Raw genomic sequence first — 24172 nt, forward strand, 5'->3', positions numbered from 1 at the left:
TCAATTCTTGTTATCTATCATTGCACTCGACAGGCTCGAGTTCTGTGTCCTTAGGATCGCGGGTATGCGACAGATTAAGTTCAGCGTCGTCATCCTGAGTGTCGTTATCGTCCTGGGCTTCATTGAGCGCTTTTTCTAGCAGCATTTTATCCAGTTGTTTGCTGGTATCGACCCCGAGCTGCTGCATTAAATGGGCTTGACGCACTAAATTGCCTTTGCCCGATGACAGCTTGTTCATTGCGCTGTGATAGGTTTTTTCTGCATTATCTAAGGCGCGGCCGAGTTTTTCCATATCTTCAATATAACCACATAACTTGTCGTAAATTCGACCCGCTTGTTTTGCAATGGTTTGTGCGTGTTGATTTTGATATTCGTAGCGCCAAATATTGTTAATTGTGCGCAGGGCCACCAACAAATTAGTTGGACTAACGAGCATGATATTTTGCTCAAGGGCAAAATTGACTAGGCTAGGATCATGCTCCAATGCCAGTAAGAATGCCGGTTCGATAGGAATAAACATCAATACATAATCGAGACTCTTAAGGCCATGCAGATGTTGATAATCCTTTTGACTTAAGCCTTTAATGTGACTGCGAATTGAAATGACATGCTCGTTAATGGCCTGTTGGCGCAGTGCCGGATCTTCACTGTTGAAGTAGCGCTCATAACTGACCAACGACATCTTAGCATCGATGACCACATCTTTATTTTCTGGCAGATGCACAATCACATCCGGCTTAAAGCGTTTACCGCTATCATCCTTGAAATCTTGCTGAGTATGGTATTCATGGCCTTCACGTAGGCCGCTTTCCTGCAGTACGCGATCGAGGATCACTTCACCCCAATTACCTTGTTGCTTGTTATCGCCCTTGAGCGCTTTGGTCAGGTTGATAGCATCTTGGCTCATCTTCAGATTGAGCTCCCTTAAGTGCTCAAGCTGATGTTTGAGGGCGCTGCGCTCGGATTGTTCGTGGGTGTAGGATTCACGAATTTGCTGTCTGAATCCTTCAAGCTGTTGTTTTAATGGCCCAAGTACGCCTTCGAGTTGGCTGGCATTTTGGTGCTTAAAGTTTTCGCTACGCTCTTCAAAAATACGGTTTGCGAGGTTTTCAAATTGGGTTTGTAAACGCACTTCGGCCGATTCTAAGCTGGCAATTTTATCCTGCAGCGATTCTTGCTGGGCATCGGCCTTGGCTTGAATGGTTTGCTGCATGGCATTGGATTTCGAAAGGGCTAATTGGAGCTCTAACTGACGGCGCTGGCTATCATTTAATTGCTGCTCTAAGGTGGGAACGCGTTCGGCTAAGGCCTCGGCTTTGCCCAGTTGTTCAATTTTGAGCTCAAGGCGTTGCTGGTATTGACGTAATTGCGCTTCTTTGTCATCGACCAAAATTTGCTGTTGTGCTAAGGATAATTCTGCATCTTCATTGACTTGACGCATTTCTTGCTCAAGTTGGTCTTTGTGTAGTTGCCAGCGTTGGCGGGTGAGTCTTTGATTGAGCAGAGCACCGATCAACAGGCCTAAGAAGGCAATGGCGAGAAGGCCGATGATTTCGGCGACAGAAAAAGATTGAGAAAATGGCATGATCAATAGCACTCCTTTAGCTTTGGCGCTTAGGTTCGCATGCCCCCCAACAGGCTTCAAGCCCTTTAATCAACTATATCTGCGCTTAATGCTTGAATGAGCAAGTCTTATACGTTTAAGGTGAATTTATTCACGGGTGGAAAGTTTTTCTGGCTTTTACCTGTCTATATAAGAGTGAGCGATACAGACGAGCGCCAGAGAAGGTTTTTATCGCGACTCGGTGGCTTTAATCATTGGATGGTAGAGGTGTCAATTGGCTAAACATTCCCGTTTTACCCCAGGTATTCTTAAAAAAGCGCAGTGGCACATTCAAGACAATCAAGTGACGCCCGAAGCGGTATTTCGCTCGCGTCGGCAAATTGTAAAAGCCATGGGACTCGGTGCTATCGGTGCCAGCGTGCCCGGTTATGTTCAGGCCGGATTATTCGATCTATTTGGCGATCAACCTAAGTCCTCATTTATCACTACGCCACTGACGTTTCAATCCAATAAGCAGTACGGTGACGCCGATGTGTTAACCCCGTTTGATAAGGTGACGCAGCATAATAATTTCTACGAATTTGGTACAGACAAACAAGATCCCTTCAATAATGCCCAAGGCTATAAAGTCGATCCTTGGCAACTGCGTATCGAAGGTGAAGTTGAACGGCCCATGACTTTAGATTTTAATGATCTGACTAAAATGTTCCCGCTTGAGGAGCGTAACTATCGCCTGCGCTGCGTTGAAGCTTGGTCTATGGTGATCCCTTGGGTGGGGTTCCCGCTGGCGGCGTTATTAAAAAAGGTTGGCGTCACCAGTAAGGGCAAGTATGCCGCCTTCGAAACCGCTTTTGATCCCGAGCAAATGCCGGGGCAGAAGAGCCGATTAATGGGCGGTGGTATTCATTATCCCTATGTTGAAGGCCTCACGATAGCCGAAGCAATGAACGATTTAACCTTAATGTCGGTGGGTTTGTACGGTAAAACCTTGCCACCGCAGAACGGCGCGCCCATTCGCTTAGTGGTGCCGTGGAAATATGGCTTTAAGAGCATTAAATCAATAGTGCGAATTCGCGTTATGGATAAACAACCGCCGACCAGCTGGAATCAGCTTGCCTCACACGAGTATGGATTTTATGCCAACGTTAATCCGGCGGTGGATCATCCACGCTGGTCGCAAGCCACAGAGCGTCGTATCGGCGAGGGGGGATTGTTTTCAGCAACCCGAATCGATACCCAGCCGTTCAACGGTTACGGCGAGTTTGTGGCTTCACTGTATGACGGCATGGATCTGAGGAAATACTATTGATGATTGGTTTGTTGTTTGGATATTCGCCATTAAGCGGGGACAAGGTATGTTGAGATTAACCGCTAAGCACTTGTTTTGGCTAAAGGCGTTATTTCATTTGTTGGGTTTAGTGCCCATCGTCTACCTTGTGCTCACAGTGGTGCTTGGCCGTGCGGGTGGCGATCCCGTGCAGTACATTATTCACTACACAGGCATAGGCGCATTAAATGCACTAGCGGCGACCTTGCTGATCTCACCGATTGCCAAGTTGACCAAACAAGGGCTGTTGATGCAGACCCGCCGTTTAGTGGGGTTATATGTGTTTGCCTATGCCACTTTACATATATTGGCCTTTTTTAGTTTAGATCTGTTGTTTGCTTGGGAATTACTGTTTAGCGAGGTGGTAAAACGGCCGTATATTTTAGTCGGCGCAGTGGCTTATCTTATCGTCACCGCTTTGGCGATAACTTCGTTTAAAGCCTTGATGCGTAAGATGGGACGTCGTTGGCAAACCTTGCACAATGGGGTGTATTTAGTCGCTATATTGGCGTCAATCCATTTTTACTGGTCGGTAAAATCAGAAATCATCGAACCGAGTCTGTATATCGTAGGTTTTAGTGTGTTGCTGCTGTGGCGCACGCCTTGGTTTAAACGTCATTTCAGCCGTAAAGTGGCGAACAAAACTGAGCGAAAGCTGACACAAGATAAAGCTTCGATAAAGTCGGTTTAGACGCATGGCGTGAGCAGTAAATCACTGGCTTGATTTATGTTTCTTTGTGCTTAACGCAAGATATAAATTATAAAAACAAAAATGCCGAATGAAGATCCGGCATTTTTCGCTGAATATATAGTCTTGCTCAGCTATTTTTCGGGTTCAGTTGGCAGGACTTAACCTAAACCTTGGGTCGCTGATTTCATTTGAATAAACTCAATTTTATAACCGTCTGGATCTTCAACAAAGGCAATCTCAGTGGTCCCACCTGCGACAGGACCTGGGGCGCGAGTCACTTTGCCACCGGCTGCGGCAATAGCTGCGCAACGGGCGTAGATATCTTCATCACCAATCGCTAAGTGGCCAAAGCCTGTGCCTAAATCGTATTTGTCAGTGCCCCAGTTATAGGTCAGTTCAACCACGGCTTGGCCTGTGGATTCTTCACCATAACCCACGAAAGCTAAAGAATATTTGTACTCTGGATTTTCAGAGGTGCGAAGTAGTTTCATGCCGAGCACTTCAGTATAAAAAGCAATACTGCGTTCTAAGTTACCGACGCGGATCATAGTATGTAATAGTTGCGACATAGGTCCTCTCTCTAAATAGATTACGGGGTGGAGTATACCAAAAATCCGTAGATGGACCTCGCTAAATGTCAGCCATTGTTTTTACAGCGCTTGACCCAGATTAACGCTTAGGATAGGGAAATGATTGTCTGTAAGAGGAATTTTCAGGATTTAGGAGAGAAAATTGCCGATAAATTGGCTATCGCTCACAAAACACAGAGACAAATATGGGTTTTTATCACTGGGTTGATAATAATGTAGCCATACTAACTAGGAGAGTGAATGATGAACACCGAACTTAAAATGGCTTTAGGCACCACAGTTGTTATTGCTTTATTTTTCAGTGCGTTCTTTGTTTCAATGTTTTAACGACTAATACAAGTTTGAGTTAACCCAGTTCCAAGTTAAGCAAAAAGCCGCTATTGCGGCTTTTTGTTTGTCTGTGATTCAGTGCACGTAAAACTTCACTAGGATTTGAAGATGATGTTTAGCGAAACTGAAATAGCAAATTAACGGGCTACTTTAAAACACACTTTAAAAATTACCTGTTGAGTGAATGATACCAGCAATGTTTCTTGTGATTTTGCTTATGGCAACGCCATCAGAACTACGACATTTAATGAGCCGCACAGATAAATTTAGCGGATTTTTTTTGTGTGTAGCACCGTTAAGTTTCGGTGCTCTTTGTACTGGCTACAGGATGCGCTGCCTACCATAACGGCAAAAGGATGGTTACCAATTCTGTTGTCGTGTAGCTTCTCAAACCTGGTGCTGGTCAGCAATAACAACTGAAAGACAGCGAGTTATGGCATTTGTCGTCACCCAATGTTTTGCTCCGTCAATAAGCGATGAATAGGTATTTGCATCGATGCGGTAGTACATCGACAACATAGAGCGCTTTGGTTATGTAGAAAATGTTTGAATATGTTCAAATGAGTGACAGATGGCGTGAATTTTGGTGTAATCAATAACATAACTTACCGACTAATGCAGTCCGTCTCGCCTGCTTATATTTTCTTCATAAGTTCTGAGGGAATGTAGTCGAATGATTAAGCATCTTTTGTTAAGCATTTAAGTGGTGTTTGCATTCACTATCTAAGAATTCAAAATAATTAAAAAATTAAAGGACTAAAAATGGCTACTGAGCAGAAAATCGAGCTTTCTTGGCTAATTCCAGATTTCAATCAATTAACTTTGATTCCCACAACTGGTGATGAACTCAGTACACTTTTTGTTTTTGGACTAATTGTAGTCACTATTATATTTTCTGGATTTTTTGCCATAAAATGCGTTTCGACCTGGTTCAGACTGAGCTGGCTAGAGAAGGTATTAAAGCCACTAAATAGAAAAGATATTGTTGAGCAACGAGAGCCGCTACTTTTAAAAGCAAAAAGTAAGGAAAAGAGTATTGGATTCTTGTGGATGGAGTTTGATGAAACTTTGGTCGAAATTTGTAGGAATGGACGAATTGAGATTCGAAATACGTTAGATGCCGGTCATTTTTTTAACCCATATACACTGGCGGGAAGTGTTACCGAAAACCGACTTATAGCTGCTGTGCCAGGATTTCTAACTGCATTAGGTGTCATCGGTACCTTCATGGGGCTGCAATTAGGTTTAGCAGATCTAAAGCTTGGTGCCGGTGTCGATGTCAATGAAATGCAAGAAGGTGTTGCCGCTGTCGTCAACGGTGCAAAAATTGCGTTTTTAACCTCGGTGTGGGGGGTTGCATTAAGTGTTATTTTCAATTTTTTCGAAAAGCTTTGTGAGCAATTAATTCGCCGTAAAATTCGAAATATTGAATTTTTAGTTGATTGGCTGTTTCCTCGTATTCGACCTGAAGAACAGTTACAGATCATTTCTGACAACAGTTCTGAATCCAGAGAAGTCTTGCAAGGTTTGGCAGAAAAAATCGGCGAAAAAATGCAAGAAGCTTTAGTCTCTGCCACACAAGGGATTCAAACAAGTTTGGAACAAAGTTTGTCGGAAATTATGGCACCTGCGATTAATAAGCTTGTTGACTCGACAACCGAAGGCAATCAAAAGGCGCTTGAGGGCCTTCTGCAAAGTTTCATGGAGGGCTTTGGGCAGGCAGGAAACCAACAACGCGACGCTCTTGATGATGTGTCCGAGAGAGTAAATAAATCTGTTGAAGCAATGCAGGCAACAATGTCTAGTTTTGTTGAACAGCTTCAAAATTCGCAAGCCGCATCGGGAGATCGCGAAAAAGCGCTGATAGCTGACATCGCGAATCAAGTAAACAGCCTATCCACGCAGTCCCAATCAATTCATCAAAAACTAACCTCGTTTGTCGAAGGCCAGATTAGTGAGATGACCTCACAAATGCAAAGTCGTGAGGCGGCCTCTGCCAAACGAGATGAAGAGTTAGTTAAAACGATTAAAGTTCAAGTCGATGAGCTCATCTTGAATTCACGAAGCCAAGGCGAAAGATTGAGTAGTTTTGTAGAGTCGCAGCTAGGTGGGTTGGTGCAATCCTTTGATGACAGAGAAATGCGTGCATCTGAGTTAGAAACTGCCCGCAATGAGAGAATTGAACAGCAATCAAACTCTATTGCACAATTATCAACTGAGATTCTGAGTTCAGTAGAAAAATCTGTGTCGCAACAGGTAAAGGCTGTTGAACAGCTTCTTGTGCAAGGGCAAAAGCTTCAAAACAGCATCAATTCTTCGGTGGAAGCGAGTGCTCAGGCTACTCAAGCTATGAAGGAATCCTCAACAGAACTTCGTGTTTCTGCGGATAGCATGAAGGTTTTAAGTTCACATATTAATGAAGCAGGAAACAAGCTCTCAGGAGCTATTCGTAATGCCGTTGAGAGTACCTCTGATCTTGCAAGTCAAAATCAGTTGACTGCGCAACGTATGGAGAAACTGCGTGACGAATTGATTCGTGACGTTTCTCGATTCGGCGAGCTTACTGCACAGTTAAATGGCTTAATTTCCAGCGCAAGTTCTACATTTAGCGAGCTGAAAGGGTCACACAAAGAGTTTATTGGAGACCTTAAAGTTGAAGTAGAGGGCTTAAATCAGCGAATGACTGGGTTACTTAAAGATTATGCAGAGCAAGCTAATGGCCAAACTGCAGCACACCTTAATGTATGGTCGAGTTCTGTAACAGCCTACTCGACACAAATGAATAACGCAGTGAAAGCGTTATCGAGTGTTATTGATGAAATTCAAGCAAAGCTGGGGTAACAGATGGACAGACTATCCTCGCGTCGAAATTCTAACGTAGATGAAGAGAACCCTTACTGGATGTCATTTTCCGATTTAATGTCGGCGCTACTTGTTATCTTCATTTTAGCGACAGTAGCATTGATTATTGAATTAACACAAAAATCTGAAAAAATTGATGCGAGTATTCAGGAACTTCAGCGGGCTGAAGAGGCTCGCCGCAATATACTGGTCGATATTAAAGAAGATTTAGCCAAACAAAATATTATTGTTGAGATTGTAGAAAATGACACTGTATTACGGATCCCTGAAAGTACATTGTCATTTAAATCAGCAAAAGACACCTTGCCCGAAGACGAGAAAACACAAACTGAAGTTGCTGCCATTGGTGACGCTCTGCATAAAGCTATTACCAAAGAGGAACGTTGGAAGTACTTAGATACAGTCTTTGTTGAGGGGCATACGGACAGCGTAAATATTTGGTATCGCGGAAAAGGCAATTGGGGTCTTTCAACTGACAGGGCAGTATCAATCTGGAAGCTCTGGCAAGAAAAAAACTCTTTGTTACCCAAACTAAACGAGCTAAAAAACTTTAATGGCCAACTGCTATTTTCTGTAAGCGGTTATGCCGACACCCGGAGAGTCGATTTAGTTGAGAAAAGTGAAGATCAACGAGCTCGAAACCGCAGGATAGATATTCGTTTTACCGTCAAAAAACCTAAGATCGAGGACTATAAAAAGGCTAAAGATGTTTGAGGTTTGTCATTTTGAGGACGGTTTATAATGAAATTCGTTTTAATTGATACGAGTTATCGAAAAAACATTGAGGTTATGGAGCAACTCACCCAAGAGCAAAAGTCGATTGCTAAAAGGGCGGGTACAGACAACCCAAAGTTTGAAACCGCTTGGGCTCGATTACTGAATTTACTTTCCCGTGACAGGTTTGATCTTTTCAAAATTGAAAATCGCTTTGATGCGCGGGCATTGTCGATTGCCTTGACGGAACAACTAGGTTTACGTAAGGCCATTAGAATCGAAAGACATTTGCTCAGTGATGTCTCTGCAATAATTCCGAAAGGGAGTAACCTTTTTATTGAATCATTGTTCCAATTTTTTCTCAGTGACTTTGACTCAATTAATGACCCAGATGTTATTGGCGACTGGCTCTGCCGAGAGAGAAAGCGTAAGGGGTTAAATCAACTTCAAGAAGAAAAAGTATTATGTGCAGATGGTCCAACGTTTCTTGCCAAACAAGCCATCAATAGAGGTGCAACATTCGAGCAGCAAATCAATCACTGGAAATTAGATGGTTACGCCTCTGGTGATTTCCTCAAAAGAGCACAATCGGTCTATTTTGTTGAACAATTACAAAACATTCCGGTAAATAAACCGCATCAGTTACTTGAAGAAATCAGTAAGCCGTTTGTTGCAAGTAGTCGTTATGATGCAAACGAACTTATCGGGCACGTAGCTCTTCGAATCTTGATTGATAGAGCACCTGCACAGCAAGTGCATGAAAGTTGGCAAAACGCCGTCATTGCCATCGCTGGCGACCCCAGAATCCCTAAAAGCCACCCTCGCTTTATTAAGTGGTGGAGCCAACTGTCGCCACAGCAAAGTAAGAAAGTGCAAGGTTGGCTTTCTAAATTAGACCTCAAGTTGTTTCTTGAGGCCCTTGAAGATTACTCGAATAGTTCGCGAGACGCTGACATGATGAGAATGTTTCCTTCTAGGAAGCACTTCTTAGAAGGGTTGCATCAGGCAGGCGCAATTGTTCATACCAAGTTATATCTTTCAAAGAAAGCAGATTGGTATATCCGCAAAAACTACAAACCTGAGCATGTTCCTGATTACTCAATCGTAGAGGATGGTGACCGTTCTATTATTTATGCCGAACTTACCCATGGCCATATGATTGAAGGCAGCCACAACTGCCAGATTTGGTTTTACAGGAACTTACATGATTCAGCACAAGTGCTTCAGTTTGGTAAGCAAAGAGTTGGGTATCGTTCGCTAACGGCGGGATTAAACGAGAAAATGTACGAGTATGGTTGTGAAGCACACGATAACTTTACGCATTCACCTGCAAACTTCAGCTGGCAGCGACGCTCAATCAAAGCTGTTAACGAGTTAGGTGGGAAGATCAGAGCCGCTGGTGTTCTAACCGAAGACGATTATCGAATTTACAAACGATTGTATGGAGTGAGCTAGTGAAGAATTGGATTTCGTCTTTTTTTGGGGTTAAAGAGTCCGATACTAAATTTTCTATTGATATTAGCAAAGATAGTATTGATTTTTTCTGCGATCAATATCAGTTCAATAAGATAAAAAAAGGTGACGCCGACGAATTTATCACAGCTCAATTTGTTGCCTTGCAAATGCTGGCTGAAGAGGGAAATGCTGAAGCAATTCCAAATGGATTTGTTGTGCCACATGAAGTTATTGTTTCACTGGATGAAGATGTATTCCAATTAATACAGTTACCAGAGAGATGGGATGATGGTGCTGAAGTCGATATCAGAGGTACTACTGGTAGTGAGTCTTTTAGTGTCAGTATTGATGTAACTGCGCCTTCGGGGCGGATGACGGCTGTTTACAAGAGATCGGGCAGCATCCTGACATTTGGTGATAGTCAATTTACTCTCACGGCACCAATGTTCAATGTTTTTAGTGCGTTGGAGAGTCATGCGAATTCTGCCAAAAGTGAATCAGATAATCTGCTTTTACTTCATCGATTTCAACTGGCACAGAAAGCAGGTGCCAAACTTTCACTTAGTCACTTCGACAAGCTCAATATCCATGTCCCAGATAAGATAACTGTAGAAGCTGAACTTGATGAATGGGGCAACTTGATTTTGACCCCAAATATGGGGCAGACAACAGGTCACGATCAACTTCAACGAGTGCTGGGGCAATTGCAGTCTGAGGCGGGCCGAACGTTGAAAGTTGGGAACGAAATTATTCTCTTTGACGAGAAAACGGCCAAAGCAGTCAAAGAAATTATCTCCCACAGAAAAATACCTAAATCTCAAGTTGAACAATTTTTGAAGGCTCCTGGTGCATTTCTGGATGCGAGCCTAGTCGATCTTGATGTTGGATTTGCTTTACGAGTAAAAGGAGCGACACGTTTTAAACACGCATATTTTGGTGAAACTGATGAATCGGGGATCAATTGGTTTGGCCAAAGTCAGGCTTCAGGAACGATTCTGCCTATTAGTGCAGTGACGAAAGTTGTGAAAACTTTAGAGGACTTGCAGCAGCTACAGCAAGTGATTAGCGATGCAAGAGCAACTGGTGTTACAGAAGTAGTCTTCGAGGGAAAAATCTATGATATCGGTAGTGAGTCTGAAGTAAATGAAACTTTAGAAAAGCTGGGCTACAAACTTCGGAGTCAACCTGATGATGGCGATGGGGACGGCGAGCCAAGCGGTCCTACTGAACCTGATGAGCCAGATCTGACGGATGATGGTCCTATTGTTATTGATATTGCTTTAAATGACGACGAATTAGATAGCCCGTCGAAGATCGTTGAAGAAGCACTTAACGATGTGCTTTACAAAGAAGAGTTAGATTGGAGCAACCACAAAAGACAGCCATTCCCGCATCAGCTAACCGGAGTACAGTGGATACTTGGCCTTGAGGAAATGGCGCGCGAAAAAGAGCTTGTTAATGGTGCTTTGCTGGCAGATGACATGGGCTTGGGTAAGACCTTTATGTCTTTATCTGCCGTTGAGCATTATTACCGAATATGCGATGACAACGGTGAAACGTGCCGACCCACGTTGATCGTTGCGCCTTTAAGTCTTTTAGAGAATTGGAAAGACGAAGTTGGCGTCACATTTCACGAGTCACCATTTAGAGATATTGTCATCTTGCAATCAGATGGGGAGCTAAATCGTTTTCGAGATGGCAGCATTGAAATTAGAGCATCTAATTTTGATGAGGAAACCATAGAGCCTCGTTACTCGCTAAAGTTTGGTGAGCAGCATGGCCTTGAACGATTAGATCTGCCTCGAAGATTAGTGATCACGACTTACCAGACATTGCGCGATTATCAGTTCTCGTTGTCTCAAATCGACTGGGGTTTAGCGATTTTTGATGAGGCACAAAACACCAAGAATCCTAATGCGTTACAAACTCGCGCAGCTAAAGGTCTGAAAGCGAAGTTCAAATTACTTGCTACAGGTACTCCGGTCGAAAATAGTCTTGCCGACTTTTGGTGTCTGATGGATACAGCATGTCAAGGCTATCTCGGAACTTATCAGGATTTCCGACAAACCTATATAACGCCGATTTTGCAAGCCGCAGGTGACGAGGTAGATCGCGTAAGAGCTACTTTGGGTCGCCAGTTGAGAGAAAAAGTCGGTGCTTTAATGCTACGTCGTGTCAAAGAAGACAATCTGGAAGGATTACCACAGAAGACCATATTGGTTGGCATCGAATCTACCGATTGGCTGTATGAACCAAAATTACATTCCGTTATGACCGCTTACCAGCAAAGAGTATACGAAGGTGCGATTGAGGCACAGTTGGAAGATGAAGACAGTCATGTGCTTACAACGTTGATGCGCTTGCGCGATAGTTCGCTTCACCCACGTTTGGCTGATAGTGGTCGACTCGATCCTCCAACTTCTAAACGCGAAATACAGGCTCTTTTCGATGAATCGGCCAAAATGGCTAAAACTATTGAAGTGCTGTCTGAGATCCAATCTCGAAAAGAAAAATGCATCATCTTCGCAGTGAATAAACGACTTCAGCGTTTCTTGAGTATTGCGCTTGGAAGTTACTTTGGCTTGGGGCCTCTGCATGTAATAAATGGTGATACAAAAGCAGTTGTTAAGAGACAAGGCGATTTAAGCCGTAAGTCGTTGATTGCCGATTTTGAGGCGAAAGACGGTTTTAACATCATCATTATGTCGCCAGTTGCTGCAGGGGTTGGATTAACTGTTGTCGGTGCAAATAATGTCATCCACTTCGAAAGACACTGGAATCCAGCTAAAGAGGCTCAGGCTACTGACAGGGTGTACCGTATTGGTCAGAAGAAAGATGTAAATATATATGTGCCGATACTTCATCATCCATCATTTGAATCTTTTGATGTGAATCTGCACCGTTTGTTATCTCAAAAGTCTATGTTAAAAGATGCCGTGGTCACGCCTGGTGAAGTGATGCCTAATCCAACCGGATCAGGCGGAAATCACCTTGGCGTTGATAGTATAATCACCTTTGACGATATGCCACGATTGAGCTGGAAACAGTTTGAAGCCTATACGCTCGAGGTGCTTGCAAGAGAGTACCAAGCCGATAGCGCTTGGCTCACTAAAGACGGCTCAGATTTTGGCGCAGACGGTATATTGGCAACTAGCAATCAATCGATGCTTATTCAAGCTAAACACAAGCACGGCGCATACAAAGGTCATAGTGCCGTTCAAGAAATATCGAATGCAAAAGTGCTTTACGGAAAGCACTTAGGTAGAGAGATTTCTAAACTAATCTTTGTGACTAACGCTACTCAACTTGCAAAAAGTGCCAGAGATATTGCAAATCAATTAGACGTTACCGTTATAGATGGCAATGAACTTAAAGATTTGTCAGAACGGCATAGCATCACTTTTGGACAGGTGTTGACCCGCTTGTCTAAAAAACGGTATGTGTTTCAATAAGTGAACTAAAAAACTAATTTTACAGTTTTATAAGGGGGTTAACTCATCCCTGCGGCATTGATGGGCAACTTTACTTTCGGGATGGAAATTGGCATTAATTATGTCAAAACGCCGGTTTTGACAAAAAGTCTTGTTTGAACCTTTAATTAGCGCTTATTAAGACATTGAAGCTGCAAGTAAAATTAACGGTGCCACCCACTTTAAGAATTACCTTTTGGGTGAATGATACCAGTAATGTTTCTTGTGATTTTGCGCAGGGCAGCGCCATCAGAGCTACGAAATTTAATGAGGTGCCCATAGAAATTTTGCAGATTTTTTTGTGTGGGTGGCACAGTTAATTCCTGCTTGGGTTTATTCTTCAGGATAAATTTTTTCTTTAAAATCACACAAGTCTTCAATGATACAGCTGCCACAGCGGGGTTTGCGCGCAAGGCAAGTGTAGCGTCCGTGCAAGATAAACCAGTGGTGTACATCGACTTTAAATTCAGCTGGCACGACTTTTAGCATTTTCTCTTCCACTTCGACTACGTTCTTGCCGGGCGCGAATTTAGTGCGATTGGCGAGGCGAAAAATATGGGTGTCGACGGCGATGGTTGGCCAACCAAACGCAGTGTTTAGTACCACGTTAGCCGTCTTGCGGCCAACGCCGGGCAGAGACTCTAGGGCTTCGCGGTTTTCTGGTACTTCGCCATTGTACTTTTCAATCAAGATCTCACAGGCTTTGATCACATTGATGGCTTTGTTGTTATATAAGCCTATGGTTTTTATGTATTGCTTTAAACCTTCTACGCCAAGGGCATAAATGCTGTGGGCTGTGTTTGCCACAGGAAAGAGCTTGTCTGTTGCCTTGTTGACACTCACATCTGTTGCTTGGGCCGATAACGTCACAGCCACTAGTAGTTCGAAGGGACTTGAAAAATTGAGTTCGGTTTCAGGTTTGGGATTGTTATCGCGAAGACGAGTGAGGATCTGGATACGTTTTTCTTGATTCATGTACGATTCCTGCGCTGTGGTGGGGTTCAACTCTCAACCGTTCATTATTAATATCCTATTAATGATGATTGATGAGTTTACAACCCACGTTCGCTGATTTTCTTATGCTTTGAGTTTTGCCGCTCATCATGTGCTAGGCACACATTAAACGCGTTAACACGAGCGCCATAATGCCTGTCGTTACTTGAAAGCCTAACCTACCTTAGTGATCCGTGCGCGGGTAACGCTCGGTTCTGCGGCGACTTGAGGTTGGCGTTCTTTGACTTTTTTATCAATCACATTTTTCAATGCGATCAATAATCCCATCACAATAAATGCACCGGGTGGCAGCATAGCAAGGAGAAATGGGGTATCGACTTGCCATAGATGCATGGTTAACGATTTAGCCCATGGGCCGAGCAGTTGATCCGCACCATCAAACAGTGTGCCTTGACCTAAGATTTCCCGCGTTGCGCCCAGCACTGTAAGCACTAAAGTAAAACCAAGGCCCATCATTAGACCATCGAAGGCGGCACTAAACGCATTATTGCGGGAGGCAAAGGCTTCGGCGCGGCCGATGATGATGCAGTTCGTCACAATTAATGGCAGGAAGATCCCAAGAGATAAATACAGGCCGTAGGCATAGGCATTGATGAGCAGTTGCACTGTGGTGACTAGCGCGGCGATGATCATCACAAACACAGGAATACGAATTTCTTTGGGCACATAGTCGCGCACCAGTGACACCAAAATGTTAGAGCCAATCAGCACCAGCATAGTGGCTAGACCAAGGCCAAGGGCGTTAGTGATCGTTGCTGTAACCGCAAGTAGCGGACATAAACCTAACAGTTGCACTAGGCCTGGGTTGTTTTTCCACAGTCCTTGCCACGCAATTTCGCGATAATTAGTCATGGTTGGCCTCACAATTTAGCGGCTGGCTGAAAATTTGTGCTTGGTTAGTGCTGAAATACCATACCGCGTTTTTGACTGCTTTAACATAAGCGCGCGGGGTGATGGTTGCACCGGTAAATTGGTCAAAATCGCCGCCATCTTTTTTAACTAACCATTGCTTATCATCTGCAGAGCCCAACACTTTACCAACAAACTGAGTGACCCAATTCGATTTACGTAGTTCAATTTTGTCACCCAGCCCAGGGGTTTCTTGGTGGGACAAGGTACGTACGCCTAAGACTTCACCTTGGATATTAATTCCAACAATTAATTTGATATTACCGCTATAGCCATCGGGTGCTATGGCTTCCATGGCGATAGCGACAGGCTTGCCTGAATGGGTAGCAATATAGGCAGGCATTGGACTATCCGTGCCTAATGCTTCTTTGTTTAAAAGCAAGGTACACTGAGCGGTAAGCTCGTTATCATGTATTTCATCAGGGATTAATTGTTGCAATACTCGCATCAATTCCTGTTGTTCTTGCTGCTTAATCTTGTCAAAGGTTTGTTGATTGACCGCGGCGACGAAACCCGTGCAGATCAAGGCAAACAGTGCCAATAAAAAACCATTTTTAATCATCGGATTTTTCAACTCTTTTTCCTTAAGCTCTCGTTGCCAGCAGAATGACATTATCTTGTAGCATGACGGTAGTCCGCTAAATGGCCTTAGCTAGCTGAATGACCATAGGTGCGTGGCCGCACATAGTAGTCAATAAAGGGGGCGCAGAGGTTAGCCAATAACACGGCAAAGGCAAAGGCGTCAGGGTAACCGCCTTTAATGCGGATGATGTACACCAACACACCAATTAACGCGCCGAAAATAATGCGACCACGGGGGCTGGTTGCTGCTGTGACGGGATCGGTTGCGATAAAAAATGCCGCTAACATGGTCGCGCCAGAAAACAAATGTAATAGGGGACTGCCTTGGGTATCGGGCGACAGTAAGAAACCGATACTCGATGCAACAAAGAGCCCCAATAACACGCCAGTACTGATGTGCCAACGAATGGCTTTTAGTTTAAGTAACACTAAACCACCAGCCAGATAAGCTAAATTCACCCAGAACCAACCTACGCCTGTGCTGCCATCAAAAATGGCTTTAGTCAGGCTTTCGGTGGTGGTTAATCCTAGGGATAAATTGGTTTTAAGGGTATCGAGTGGCGTCGCCATTGCGATGCCGTCTATCCCTAAACGAAACTGTTCCAAGTTAACGTGGGCGCCAATGTTGAAGATAAGTTGCAAGCTCTCAGCTAGGCTAGGCGAATGCAGCGCAACGGTACTCGGTGCTATCCAAGTGGTCATTTGCACTGGGAATGAGATTAGCAGCAATACATACGCCGCCATTGCAGGGTTAAACAGGTTATGGCCTAAACCGCCGTAAAGGTGCTTAACGATAACGATCGCAAAGGCGGTGCCCATGACGATCATCCACCAAGGTGCTAGGGGAGGAATGGCGACACCAATCAAGATTGCGGTCAGCATGGCGCTGTTATCGCTAAGGCTGGCTTTGATATTACGATTGCGAAGTTTCATCACCGCAGCCTCACAGCTTAGGGCAACTATAATCGCAAGCAGCACTTGAACAAGCGTGCCCCAGCCAAAAAAGGCGCATTGCACCACAAGGCCCGGCAGTAAACATAAAATCACCCTTTGCATCACAGTTGAGGTATGCAAATTACGTGTAACATGGGGTGATGAGGCTATTTTAAACGCCATTGTGTTCCCTTTTTATCATTCTGTTCTTAATCATTAGCAACACTTGAATCGCTCGAAGCTTCGGTTTGTTGAGCGAGAGCCGCTTTTTTGGCTTTTGCCTTGGCTATGGTCGCAGCAATCCGTGCTTTTTTAAGCTCATCGCCTGATAAGGCTGCCGTTTCAATGGGTTCTGCAATTTGTTCTGCGGATGGTAAAACGGCTTCGGGTTTAGCTGCGACGGCGTCAAGTGCTGCTATCGACGGCGATGCCACGTTCGTTTTAGTTTGAATGTCGTCAACTGACGTGGACTCTGCCTCTAAATCAGACTTAGGCTCAACAATTGACGCCGCTGCTTTTTTCGCTTTGGCACGAGCAACTGCGGCAGCCACTTTCGCCTTTTTAATCGCTTCAGCGTCGTTAACGTCAGTAGCGGCAGCTTCTTTATCATCATTCACATCTGCTTGAACGCTAGTTGCGGAATCAACTGCCGGAGTCGCGGTCTGAGTTAAATCATTGTCAGCATTTGTCTCAACTTGCTTCGCGGCTTTTTTCGCTTTAGCACGGGCAACCGCGGCGGCTACTTTGGCTTTCTTAATCGCTTCTGAATCATTAACGTCACTAACGATAATTTCAGTATTGCTAACTTCAATATCACTAGCGGCGGTTTCTGCTTGCTGCGCCGCTTTCTTGGCTTTTGCCCGCGCGACTGCGGCAGCTACTTTGGCCTTTTTATCATCGGCAGCGCTGGCTTCTGGTGTACTGTCAGCCGTTTCAAGCGGCGCGGTATCGGCTTGCTGAGCCGCCTTTTTAGCTTTGGCGCGAGCAATGGCCGCGGCGACTTTGTCCTTCTGAGATAATGGCGCTTCTTGCGCGATTGCATCTGTTGCTAAGAGGGATTCATCACTGGCATCAACATTCACTTGGGCAGCTTTCTTCGCCTTAGCGCGGGCGATGGCTGCGGCAACGGCAGCTTTACCCTTGGGCGCGTCTGTCGTATCAGTGCTTGTTACGTTTGATTGATGATTCGATGATTCTTCAGTCGACAACTCTTCAGTTGCTGATTGTGCCGCTGCGGCTTTTTTCGCGGCGATCCGTGCCATGGCTTCGGCGACGGCATTTTTATCTGTGCCAGTCATAGTTGCTTGTCTGCGCTCTGCGGCTTCTTTGGCCTTAGCTTCACGGGCAAGCTTTTCTTCTTCAAGACGCGCTAAACGGGCATCGAAACGCTGTTTAGCGCGCTCCGCTTGCTGCTTTTCATCGGCGGCTTGTTTAAGTGCGGACTTGGCAATGCGGTAATACTCGACTAAGGGAATATCACTCGGGCAGACGTAACTACAACAACCGCATTCAATACAATCCTTTAGATTGTAGCTGGCAGCTTTGTCATATTCTTCTGCCTTGGCATGCCAAAAGAGTTGCTGTGGCAATAAGAGTGCAGGGCAGGCATTGGCGCATTCGCCGCAGCGGATACAGGCTTTTTCTTCTGGCGTAGTTCCTATTTCTTGGCTGCTTGGCACCAGAATGCAGTTAGTACCTTTTAAAATAGGCACTTGGATATTCGCCAACGCATGGCCCATCATAGGCCCGCCAATAATCACCTTTTGTTCAGGCTCAGGCGTGAACTCAGTCGCAGCCAGCACATGCTCAACAGGTGTGCCTATCGGTAACCAGTAGTTCCCAGGTTTACCGACATTTTTGCCCGTCACAGTCACAACGCGCTCAATCAGCGGTTTACCTTGGGTAACCGCTTGATGAATTGCAAAGGCAGTGCCGACGTTATGCACGACGATACCGAGTTTGGCGGGAATCGCGCCCGAGGGCACTTCGCGGCCAGTAATGATTTGAATTAACTGCTTTTCACCACCAGAAGGATATTTTGTCGGAATGACCGTTACCCGAATGCTGTCCGCTGGGAGCCCACATTGGACGACTGCAGCTTGCATGGCTTTGGCCGCTTCTGGCTTATTATCTTCAATGGCGATAACAATGCGTTTTGGCGTTAATAACCGATGAATAATGCCAATACCGGCGAGGATATCTTGGCTGTATTCGCGCATTAATCTGTCATCGGCGCTGATATAAGGTTCGCATTCGACACCGTTGATAATGACTAAATCAATTTCACTGACCGGATTAAGCTTAATATGAGTTGGAAACGCCGCGCCGCCCATGCCTGCAATGCCAGCGGCACGGATCTTATCGATCATCTGTTGATGGCTTAAGTCATCAAGATCATTTTGCACCAGCTCACACCAAGTGTCTTTGCCATCGGCCTGGATAACGCAAGTGTTAACTGGCAATGCTGAAGCATGGTTACTGGCCCTTGGCTCAATGGCAACGATAGTGCCTGATGTCGGCGCATGCACAGGTAAATGCCAAATGGAGGTACCTTTAGTTAACGGTGTGCCTTTTAATACGCTATCGCCGATGTTTACCGCAAGTGTGCAGTTTTCACCGACTTGAGGGATGGGCACTAAATACGTAGCGGCTAAGGGCAGTTGGCTAATCGGCGTCGCGTTCGAGAGGAATTTGACTTCGGGTGGATGTATACCACCGGGTGAGCGCCAAAGGGTTCCTTTATCTAATTGATCTAATAAAGTTAACACCGCTTTTCCTCTTCTAACTGTGGGTCTTGGTTCTGAATCTCTTGAATGAGAGTCACTGGGATGGCATTTAAGCGCCAGTTCCAATTTTTAAGATTCTGGGTGACTGGGATCATATCAATACAATCGACGGGACAAGGCTCAACACAGAGATCGCAACCTGTGCAATCGGTCGTCAGCACAGTATGCATAAGCTTACCTGCACCGATAATCGCATCAACGGGGCAGGCTTGAATACACTTAGTGCATCCAATACATTCGTCTTCACGTATGTAGGCGACCTTTTTCACTTGAGATTGTGCCTCGGCATTCAGCGGCTCTGGCTCTACACCCATCAGGGTCGCTAATTTTTCCATGGTGGCTGTGCCGCCGGGAGGGCATTTGTTGACTTTATCACCGTTGGCAATCGCTTCAGCATAAGGGCGACAGCCCGGGTAACCACATTGACCACATTGGGTTTGTGGCAGAATCGCTTCGAGTTCATCGACAATCGGATTGCCTTCAACCTTAAATTTAACGGCGGCAAAACCGAGTAATAGTCCAAAGACTAATGCCAATAGGGTCAACAATATGACTGCAATTAAAATTCCGGACATCTTACTTAACCAATCCTGTGAATCCCATAAAGGCGAGGGACATAAGACCTGCGGTGATCATCGCTATGGCGCCGCCTTTGAAAGGTAAGGGGACATCTGCGGCAGCTAAACGTTCGCGCATCGCCGAGAAGAGAATTAACACTAATGAGAAGCCTAACGCAGCACCAAAGCCATAGATAGCCGATTGGATAAAATCGTGCTTCTCGTTAACGTTCAATAGGGCAACACCCAACACCGCACAGTTAGTGGTGATCAGCGGCAGGTAAATGCCTAAAGCGCGATGCAGTGCAGCACTGGTTTTTTGCACCACCATTTCAGTAAATTGCACCACAACCGCAATCACTAAAATGAAGCTCATGGTTCGCAGGTAGCTCAGATCAAAGGGCAATAGTAGATACTGGTTGACGAGGTAACTGAGAATCGAGGCTAACGTCAGCACAAAAGTGGTCGCCATAGACATGCCAATAGCGGACTCCAGTTTACTGGAGACCCCCATGAAAGGACACAAGCCTAAGAATTTCACTAAAACGAAATTGTTGACCAGTACTGTACTGATCAACAAGAGGAGATATTCAGTCATCTCAATACTTTTCTAAACGGATCTTGGCCGTATTATCGACTTTTCCGTTTGCATAAACAACATATAGAATGCAGGGTTAACTATCTTTACTGTAAATTTTGGCGACGAATTAACCCGTTAAAGTATTAAATTTGATCTGTAATCGCCATGGCTTGGGGCTGTGCTATGTAATAGCCTTGTAATCCATCAACTAAGAGTTTTTCGAGGGTGAGTTTTTCTTCTTGGCGTTCGACGCTGGTCGCAATAACCCGAATGCCTATCCGTCTTGCAACATCCACCATCATACGGACGAAGAACTTATTATTGCTGTCTTCATCGATGTTCGATGTGTAGCTGCCATCAAGCTTTATGTAGTCTGGGCGCACTTCGCTGAAGAATTTGAAGGACGTAAAGCTCATGCCAAAACGCTCTATCGACACTCGAGATCCAACGCTATGTATTTCGCGAACGAACTTATAGCTTGCCCCTAAGTTAGACTGCATACCTGACTCATTGATCTCAAATACTAAGCGCGAGGCGATGTATTTTTGCTTGCCTAAAATGTCCTTTAGCCAAGCGACAAACATATCCTGATGCGCAGAAAATGCGCTGATATTGATGCCGAAATTACCCGAAATGGTCGGGTTTTCCTTAAGCATTCTTAATGCACTGATCACCACCAGTTTATCTAATTCAGAACTCATACCGTGACGTTCTGCCATAGCGATCACTGTGGTGGTCGGTAAAAACTTACCTTCGCTATTGTAAAAGCGCGCCAACAACTCGCGGTAAACCTCTACATCAGTTCGGCAGGGCTGAATTGGCTGTTGGTAGAATTTTAATGCTTGGCGAGTGACTAAATCATTGATCGCCATTTTCCAGCGATCATCGCCAAACTGCTCGTCACCATTGAGTTTTTCTTGGATATGATAGCTATTAGGCCCAAGGGTCTGCGCTATGCTGACTGCGGTATCCGCAATCGTCAGTAAATTAACCGCATCGGTGCCTTGGTGATAGGGAACTAAACCGATATGGGCAACAGATTCCGCTTTTGTCATTTGCAAATATTCATCAAGATAAATTTTTAATTGATCTAAAAATTTTGGCGCATCCTTCAGCATGACATCAGGAATAAAGATGGCAAAATCAGCGCTCGATACCCTGAAACATTCTGCATCTGAATACTTACTACAGGCTTTGCGGATACAATTTGCCACCCTTGAAAGATAATCATCCCCCGCAGTTCGCCCTTGTTTTTGATTGATTTGCGCAAGCTCTGTGGCCTTAACCATTGCCATCAGCCCCAATTGAGGAATATCGGGATTACTTATGGTTTCTAATTTTTGGGTAAAGCGCTGGCGACTACCAAAACCCGTCACTGTGTCTTGATAGGCCGCTTTATGCAGCTTTTCATTCTCTTGATTGAGTTTATCGATTTGGGCTTTAAGTTGAAGACGACACTCTTCAAGGGATATTCCAATGGGGTTGAGCTCACCTGTGAGTTTTGATGATGCGACAGCAGAAAACCCTAACTCAGGTATTTTTGAAATATAATCAGCAGCATAACGTATCGCCGCCCTATGTTTTGACATTAACAGAATAAACACTAACAGCAAGATAAGGTAAGCCACCAGTAACATGACACCGAGCTTTTGAGTATGACTAATCGAAGTTTCAATCGCTTGGTTTGCACTGAGTTTGACTTGTAAACGACCGGTTGCCAATTTTTGTGTATGACTGAGCTCAATAGAAAATAAACGGGCTAAAGGATGAGGATGTTGGCTGTCTAAACGACCTTCGGTATAACTCAGTTGGCCATCTGTATCATCAATATATTGGAAAAATTGGAATGGGTAATTTTCAGAAAGCTTTTTGAAGAGTTCGGCGCCATCACCTTGCCATTGTTGGTAGCGGGTTAAACTGGTTTTAAAGCTATCCAGTTCTTGCTGTTGTTGGATTTGTAATTGGCTATTTTCGCTTTGATAAACCCAAGCAAAAAGACCTAAGAAAATAAGCAGTAAAAAAATTGGATATGATTTTGACATGGCCATAAAAATCCGCTCTATTTTTTTGGGTGAGCTCAAACAGGATAAGTTTAAGTCAAGAATACTTAACTGCTGCTATCTGTGTGATGACACTCATAAATTTTTATTAATAAGCTGATAACAGTGTAACTGCATTTGCTTAAAAACAAAACGGAAAAGAATAGGGTAACTAGAAGCCAGAAGAGGCAAAGACACGGGAACAAAACGAAGAATAAATTGGCTCCCCTGACTGGACTTGAACCAGTGACATACGGATTAACAGTCCGCCGTTCTACCGACTGAACTACAGGGGAGTAGAGGGTGCGATATTGCTATCGACTTTACAGAAACAACACTTCTTAAATGGCTCCCCTGACTGGACTTGAACCAGTGACATACGGATTAACAGTCCGCCGTTCTACCGACTGAACTACAGGGGAATCGAGGTGCGATATTACTATCGACTTTTTAGCTTGCTTAAATTGGCTCCCCTGACTGGACTTGAACCAGTGACATACGGATTAACAGTCCGCCGTTCTACCGACTGAACTACAGGGGAATCATTTTAATGCTTCAGCTTGATAACGTAATTGGCTCCCCTGACTGGACTTGAACCAGTGACATACGGATTAACAGTCCGCCGTTCTACCGACTGAACTACAGGGGAATTGTTTACAAGTTATCTTACTGCTTGTTCTAACTCATTTTTATCATGTGCTTAAAGTGGCTCCCCTGACTGGACTTGAACCAGTGACATACGGATTAACAGTCCGCCGTTCTACCGACTGAACTACAGGGGAATCGTTTCACACAATCGTAGCGACTCGTTGAGAACGGAGCGCATAGTAAAACGCTCTGTTGGATGAGTCAACTCGAGTTACTAAAAAAAGTGTAATTATGCTGTTAAGTGCTCATCTAATGTGCATCGTGGTGCAGAATTCGACATTTTTCGTGAAAAACCACTTAACAATTCGCAATATAGCCATAATTGAGTCCATCGTTTTTAAGCGGTGATTCTATGAAATTGAAATCATTCGCTAAATAATCGACACCGTTTTCGGTACTTGGTCGAATACTTAAGACTCAAACCGCTCAAAAAAGGATCTCAGGTGGGGTAATGTGAATTTACTCAGTTCTTTATACCGATAGAAAACGTGGGTTATCTTTTCGCTGTTAAAGCCCGTTTTTCTGTTTTAACAAGTTTGCTGTTGTTGATGGAGGTGTTAATTGAGGCTTTATCGAATTAGCGTGAGCTGTTTTTCAAATTAAGTGATGCACTTCACTATAAGTTGTGGCACCAGATGCGCTACTACAGCGCGTGTTAATTACAGTTAGTGAAATTGATACAAGTAGCAACATTTATCAAATGTAATTAAATTACTAAATGCCGAGAGACGGTTGTTAAGACACATGACAGCCTCCAATCCCGCGTGGTTTCTAGGTTATTTCGACTTATCAACAAAATCTGTGGATAACCCTGTGAGTTGTCCTGAAAAATGGCCGCCAAAGCCTTGGGGTATGGGCGGCGGACTTAAAATGCACTATTTTGAGGTTCAAAAATAAATTTAAGTATTATCAACTGCATACTAAAAGCAAGTGGTTTTTGTTGAGGGTGAAAACAAGGTTGCAATTTTGTAATCGAACGAAATTGATTTCTTGTGTATTAAATTGGCATTTTTGCTTAGTTTGCGGGTGTTTTGTGAGCAAAAACGCTGAAAACGCCTTAGTTTAAAAGTTTCATGTTTCTTCCTTTAAATTGTCATCTTGCGGTTTTAGATCGTATTGAT

The 24172-nt window shown here is 44.4% G+C and carries 17 protein-coding genes and 5 tRNA genes; 7 read left to right on the plus strand and 15 right to left on the minus strand.

Annotated features, from left to right (window positions below):
- Positions 1-10 precede the first annotated feature (10 nt).
- A complete protein-coding gene (rmuC, locus tag L5L98_RS14320) occupies positions 11-1585 on the minus strand; it encodes a DNA recombination protein RmuC (protein ID WP_263141892.1) in 1575 nt (524 codons plus the stop codon).
- A 253-nt stretch (positions 1586-1838) separates the two neighbouring features.
- Between rmuC and msrP the strand changes: the two genes are divergently transcribed.
- Both msrP and msrQ read left to right on the plus strand, forming a co-directional pair.
- Positions 1839-2873, plus strand: a complete 1035-nt coding sequence (gene msrP, locus L5L98_RS14325; RefSeq protein WP_263141893.1) for a protein-methionine-sulfoxide reductase catalytic subunit MsrP — start codon at positions 1839-1841, stop codon at positions 2871-2873.
- Positions 2874-2919: 46 nt separating this feature from the next.
- The gene (gene msrQ / locus L5L98_RS14330) at positions 2920-3582 is read left to right on the plus strand and encodes a protein-methionine-sulfoxide reductase heme-binding subunit MsrQ (RefSeq protein ID WP_263141896.1); all 663 of its coding nucleotides are present in this window, start codon (positions 2920-2922) and stop codon (positions 3580-3582) included.
- Between the two features lie 158 nt (positions 3583-3740).
- Here msrQ and gloA read toward each other — a convergent pair whose 3' ends face one another.
- Positions 3741-4151 (minus strand): lactoylglutathione lyase, encoded by a 411-nt coding sequence (gene gloA / locus L5L98_RS14335; RefSeq protein ID WP_006087315.1) that lies wholly within the window; start codon positions 4149-4151, stop codon positions 3741-3743.
- 1113 nt (positions 4152-5264) lie between these two features.
- Between gloA and zorA the strand changes: the two genes are divergently transcribed.
- From zorA to L5L98_RS14355, 4 genes are read left to right on the plus strand one after another with little or no spacing between them, the layout of a single operon-like run.
- Positions 5265-7343 carry an anti-phage ZorAB system protein ZorA gene (zorA, locus tag L5L98_RS14340; RefSeq protein ID WP_263141900.1) on the plus strand — a complete coding sequence of 693 codons (2079 nt, stop codon included), beginning with the start codon at positions 5265-5267 and terminating at the stop codon, positions 7341-7343.
- Positions 7344-7346: 3 nt separating this feature from the next.
- Entirely contained in the window at positions 7347-8078 is a 732-nt protein-coding gene (locus tag L5L98_RS14345; protein ID WP_113939642.1) for a flagellar motor protein MotB, read from the plus strand.
- 27 nt (positions 8079-8105) lie between these two features.
- Positions 8106-9533, plus strand: coding sequence for an EH signature domain-containing protein (locus tag L5L98_RS14350; protein ID WP_263141906.1), 1428 nt, complete (start codon positions 8106-8108; stop codon positions 9531-9533).
- Positions 9533-12985, plus strand: a complete 3453-nt coding sequence (locus L5L98_RS14355) for an SNF2-related protein (RefSeq protein WP_263141910.1) — start codon at positions 9533-9535, stop codon at positions 12983-12985. The genes L5L98_RS14350 and L5L98_RS14355 overlap by 1 nt, the downstream gene beginning before the upstream one ends.
- A 351-nt stretch (positions 12986-13336) precedes the next feature.
- Here the strand turns inward: L5L98_RS14355 and nth are convergent, their stop codons facing one another.
- From nth to L5L98_RS14420, 13 genes are all read right to left on the minus strand, one after another.
- The gene (nth, locus tag L5L98_RS14360; protein WP_113939645.1) at positions 13337-13978 is read right to left on the minus strand and encodes an endonuclease III; all 642 of its coding nucleotides are present in this window, start codon (positions 13976-13978) and stop codon (positions 13337-13339) included.
- 192 nt (positions 13979-14170) lie between these two features.
- On the minus strand, positions 14171-14869 hold the full coding sequence (locus tag L5L98_RS14365) for an electron transport complex subunit E (RefSeq protein ID WP_028760019.1): 699 nt from the start codon (positions 14867-14869) through the stop codon (positions 14171-14173).
- Positions 14862-15500, minus strand: a complete 639-nt coding sequence (gene rsxG, locus L5L98_RS14370; protein ID WP_263141914.1) for an electron transport complex subunit RsxG — start codon at positions 15498-15500, stop codon at positions 14862-14864. The genes L5L98_RS14365 and rsxG overlap by 8 nt, the downstream gene beginning before the upstream one ends.
- A 74-nt stretch (positions 15501-15574) precedes the next feature.
- A complete protein-coding gene (gene rsxD / locus L5L98_RS14375; RefSeq protein ID WP_263141916.1) occupies positions 15575-16624 on the minus strand; it encodes an electron transport complex subunit RsxD in 1050 nt (349 codons plus the stop codon).
- 26 nt (positions 16625-16650) lie between these two features.
- On the minus strand, positions 16651-19209 hold the full coding sequence (gene rsxC / locus L5L98_RS14380; RefSeq protein WP_263141919.1) for an electron transport complex subunit RsxC: 2559 nt from the start codon (positions 19207-19209) through the stop codon (positions 16651-16653).
- Positions 19203-19802, minus strand: a complete 600-nt coding sequence (rsxB, locus tag L5L98_RS14385; RefSeq protein WP_063884360.1) for an electron transport complex subunit RsxB — start codon at positions 19800-19802, stop codon at positions 19203-19205. Before rsxB ends, rsxC begins: the two co-directional genes overlap by 7 nt.
- A gap of 1 nt (position 19803) precedes the next feature.
- Positions 19804-20382: an electron transport complex subunit RsxA gene (gene rsxA / locus L5L98_RS14390; RefSeq protein ID WP_006081543.1), complete on the minus strand. Its 579-nt coding sequence runs from the start codon at positions 20380-20382 to the stop codon at positions 19804-19806.
- Positions 20383-20507: 125 nt separating this feature from the next.
- Positions 20508-22412, minus strand: a complete 1905-nt coding sequence (locus L5L98_RS14395; protein ID WP_105252446.1) for a GGDEF domain-containing protein — start codon at positions 22410-22412, stop codon at positions 20508-20510.
- Between the two features lie 211 nt (positions 22413-22623).
- A tRNA-Asn gene (locus L5L98_RS14400) sits at positions 22624-22699 on the minus strand.
- Between the two features lie 50 nt (positions 22700-22749).
- Positions 22750-22825, minus strand: a tRNA-Asn gene (locus L5L98_RS14405).
- 43 nt (positions 22826-22868) lie between these two features.
- A tRNA-Asn gene (locus tag L5L98_RS14410) sits at positions 22869-22944 on the minus strand.
- A 32-nt stretch (positions 22945-22976) separates the two neighbouring features.
- Positions 22977-23052, minus strand: a tRNA-Asn gene (locus L5L98_RS14415).
- Between the two features lie 57 nt (positions 23053-23109).
- Positions 23110-23185 (minus strand) — tRNA-Asn (locus tag L5L98_RS14420).
- Positions 23186-23795: 610 nt separating this feature from the next.
- Between L5L98_RS14420 and L5L98_RS14425 the strand changes: the two genes are divergently transcribed.
- Positions 23796-23948: a hypothetical protein gene (locus L5L98_RS14425; protein WP_263141926.1), complete on the plus strand. Its 153-nt coding sequence runs from the start codon at positions 23796-23798 to the stop codon at positions 23946-23948.
- The last annotated feature ends 224 nt before the right edge of the window (positions 23949-24172 follow it).

This window comes from Shewanella sp. SM23, assembly GCF_025654295.1.
In the GTDB taxonomy this organism is placed as follows: Bacteria; Pseudomonadota; Gammaproteobacteria; order Enterobacterales; family Shewanellaceae; genus Shewanella; species Shewanella oncorhynchi.

What these genes read in the sequence shown, in the direction of transcription:
- rmuC (WP_263141892.1), bottom strand. Translation starts at nt 1,585, where the DNA reads ATGCCATTTTCTCAATCTTTTTCTGTCGCCGAAATCATCGGCCTTCTC.
- msrQ (WP_263141896.1), top strand. Translation starts at nt 2,920, where the DNA reads ATGTTGAGATTAACCGCTAAGCACTTGTTTTGGCTAAAGGCGTTATTT.
- gloA (WP_006087315.1), bottom strand. Translation starts at nt 4,151, where the DNA reads ATGTCGCAACTATTACATACTATGATCCGCGTCGGTAACTTAGAACGC.
- zorA (WP_263141900.1), top strand. Translation starts at nt 5,265, where the DNA reads ATGGCTACTGAGCAGAAAATCGAGCTTTCTTGGCTAATTCCAGATTTC.
- L5L98_RS14345 (WP_113939642.1), top strand. Translation starts at nt 7,347, where the DNA reads ATGGACAGACTATCCTCGCGTCGAAATTCTAACGTAGATGAAGAGAAC.
- L5L98_RS14350 (WP_263141906.1), top strand. Translation starts at nt 8,106, where the DNA reads ATGAAATTCGTTTTAATTGATACGAGTTATCGAAAAAACATTGAGGTT.
- nth (WP_113939645.1), bottom strand. Translation starts at nt 13,978, where the DNA reads ATGAATCAAGAAAAACGTATCCAGATCCTCACTCGTCTTCGCGATAAC.
- L5L98_RS14365 (WP_028760019.1), bottom strand. Translation starts at nt 14,869, where the DNA reads ATGACTAATTATCGCGAAATTGCGTGGCAAGGACTGTGGAAAAACAAC.
- rsxD (WP_263141916.1), bottom strand. Translation starts at nt 16,624, where the DNA reads ATGGCGTTTAAAATAGCCTCATCACCCCATGTTACACGTAATTTGCAT.
- rsxB (WP_063884360.1), bottom strand. Translation starts at nt 19,802, where the DNA reads ATGTCCGGAATTTTAATTGCAGTCATATTGTTGACCCTATTGGCATTA.
- rsxA (WP_006081543.1), bottom strand. Translation starts at nt 20,382, where the DNA reads ATGACTGAATATCTCCTCTTGTTGATCAGTACAGTACTGGTCAACAAT.
- L5L98_RS14395 (WP_105252446.1), bottom strand. Translation starts at nt 22,412, where the DNA reads ATGGCCATGTCAAAATCATATCCAATTTTTTTACTGCTTATTTTCTTA.
- L5L98_RS14425 (WP_263141926.1), top strand. Translation starts at nt 23,796, where the DNA reads ATGACAGCCTCCAATCCCGCGTGGTTTCTAGGTTATTTCGACTTATCA.